We start from the raw sequence: 2,565 nt of genomic DNA, 5'->3' as shown, positions 1-2,565 counted from the left end.
AGTAAACATATGTTTACTCTTCTTCTTGACTGAACTTAGAGCTTAATTCACACTACTGTCAACTTATCCTGACACCTATAATAGGACTATTTGTGCGTCTTGAAGTATTGTGTGAAGACAGACTCGGCTTAACGCGTGAGTTGCTCGATATCTTGGCCTCAAAAAGCATTGATTTACGAGGAATCGAAATTGATGTTAAAGGTATTATTTACCTAAATTGCCCGGATATTAATTTTGATGCTTTTAGTGAACTTATGGCTGAAATTCGCCGAATTTCAGGTGTGAAGGATGTACGTAAAATCCAGTTTATGCCAAGCGAAAGGCATAACACTGAACTGATTGCCCTGCTGGCAAACCTACCTGATCCTGTGATTGCGATTGACCTTAAAGGCTCAGTCGACATGGCAAACCACGCTGCATTGAACCTCTTCAACAAACAAGAAGAAGAAGTGATCGGTGAGCCACTAGCGACGTTCGTTCCTAGCTTCAACTTCGCTCGTTGGATTGAAGGCGATGTAACGCGTCACCGTGAAGTCGTGGTGCTAGATGGTCTAGATTTCTCTATTGAAATTCTGCCTATTTATCTAGGTGGTGATGTCAACGAGGCGGTACTGGCGAGTGCAGTAATGACGATTCGTTCTTGTAACCAAGAAATGAACGCGCCAGACGCCATCCCTGAACAGAATAACCTAGGTTTTGAACACTTTGTTGGTGTCTCTAATCGCCATAAAGCCTTGATCAGTCAAGCTAAGAAACTGGCTATGCTAGATCAACCTCTGCTTATTGAAGGGGATACAGGTACGGGTAAAGAGATGCTGGCGAAATCGTGTCATAACCGTTCAAATCGATCTTCTTTTCCATTTTTGATTCTAAGCTGTGCATCAATGCCTGATGACGTAGCAGAAACGGAATTGTTTGGACATGCACCGGGCTCATTCAACCATGAGCAAGGTCATAAAGGCATCTTTGAACAAGCGAATGGCGGTACGGTATTCTTAGATGAAATCGGCGAAATGAGCCCGCATCTACAAATCAAACTGCTGCGTTTCCTACAAGATGGTTCATTCCGTCGTGTTGGTGAAGAAGAAGAGATGCACGCGGATGTTCGTATTATCGCATCAACGCGCCATCGCCTTTCTGAATTAGCCGACTCGGGCTCGTTTCGTGAAGATCTGTTCTACCGCTTGAACGTACTGACTTTGTCGATTCCTGCTTTGCGTGAACGTTCAAACGATGTTGCGCCATTACTGGAGCTATTCGTTGCAAAGTACGCACAGCAGTTAGGTATGTTAAAACCAAAGTTGACTCAAGAACTAATCGACCAATTAGGTAACTACCAATGGCCAGGCAATATTCGTCAGTTAGACAACATGGTTCTACGTGCACTAACAGAGTTGGATTCAGATACGTTAACGGTTGAGCAATTCCACCTGCCACAGCTTGACACTATGACTGCTGGAATGGCGAATTTAAGCTTAGACGGCTCGCTAGACGAGATCATGAAAGACTATGAATCTCAGATTTTAGAGAAGCTTTATCAGTCATTCCCATCAAGCCGTAAGCTTGCTAAACGTTTGAATGTATCTCACACCTCAATTGCGAATAAGCTTCGTGATTACGGTATCAGAAAGAGCTGATGATATTAGACTGCTAAATTCGGTAAGAGTGAGGCGGTAACGAAAAAGAGACAAAAGAATAAGAACAAGACTATGGAAGATTCGAGTACGCAGCAACGTATTGATAAACGTGATGGCAACCTAATTTTACGAACGGCTGAGATCTATGATGCGAGCATGATCAGTGAGTACTTTCAGGTGAACAGAGAGTACCTTAAGCCTTGGGAACCTACCCGAGAGGATGCGTTCTTTGACAGAGCGGATTGGGCTCAACGGCTGATTAAGTTAAACGAACTCCATAAATTGGGGCTAGGCTATTATTGCTTGTTGATTAATGCTGATTCAAATGAAATGTTAGGTACCATATCGTTCAGTAATTTGTCTCGTTTCCCGTTCTACGCTTGTAATGTCGGTTACTCATTGGCGCAAAGTGCACAGGGCCACGGTTACATGCGCAGAGGCTTGAGCATGGCTAAAGACTACATGTTTGATGTGCAGAACATGCACCGCTTAATGGCGGGCTATATGCCTCACAACGAACGAAGTGCGGGTGTATTAGAGCATCTTGGTTTTGTTCGAGAAGGTTTTGCCAAAGATTACCTACAGATTAACGGTAAATGGGAAGATCACGTGTTGACGGCACTGGTAAACCCAAACTGGCAAGATAAACGCTCCGTGTGAGTGTAAAACATTGAATTTAGATACAGCGGAGAACATAAATAAAATTAAGTCATCGCTGTATCGAAAGAACATATAGGCATGGTAAGCCCATAAGCCTGAGAAGATATTTGAGGAATTTTGATGTCATATACAACTTTGGAAGAATACCAAAGAAAATGGATTTTCACTCACCAGTCAATGCCACTACCCGCTGAAGATTTGGAAAAGATAAAACCAATGACACAGGCAAGGGCATCTCAGTTTTGGAAAGAGAACGTAAGCCCTCAAA

At 43.2% G+C, this 2,565-nt stretch carries 3 protein-coding genes; all 3 read left to right on the top strand.

Going from position 1 to position 2,565, the window contains the following annotated elements; translation table 11 throughout:
* Positions 1–92 precede the first annotated feature (92 nt).
* A complete protein-coding gene (gene tyrR / locus AB4653_RS07635) occupies positions 93–1,637 on the top strand; it encodes a transcriptional regulator TyrR (protein WP_102249796.1) in 1,545 nt (514 codons plus the stop codon).
* 72 nt (positions 1,638–1,709) lie between these two features.
* The gene (gene rimJ / locus AB4653_RS07630; RefSeq protein ID WP_009847025.1) at positions 1,710–2,297 is read left to right on the top strand and encodes a ribosomal protein S5-alanine N-acetyltransferase; all 588 of its coding nucleotides are present in this window, start codon (positions 1,710–1,712) and stop codon (positions 2,295–2,297) included.
* 120 nt (positions 2,298–2,417) lie between these two features.
* A partial coding sequence (locus AB4653_RS07625; protein ID WP_372103739.1) for a DUF2947 family protein occupies positions 2,418–2,565 on the top strand: 148 nt, incomplete at its 3' end.

This window comes from Vibrio sp. 10N.222.48.A3, assembly GCF_041475345.1.
Classification (GTDB): domain Bacteria; phylum Pseudomonadota; class Gammaproteobacteria; order Enterobacterales; family Vibrionaceae; genus Vibrio; species Vibrio tasmaniensis_A.
Note: the sequence above shows the minus strand (reverse complement) of the source record. Positions and strands in the feature narration are given on the sequence as shown.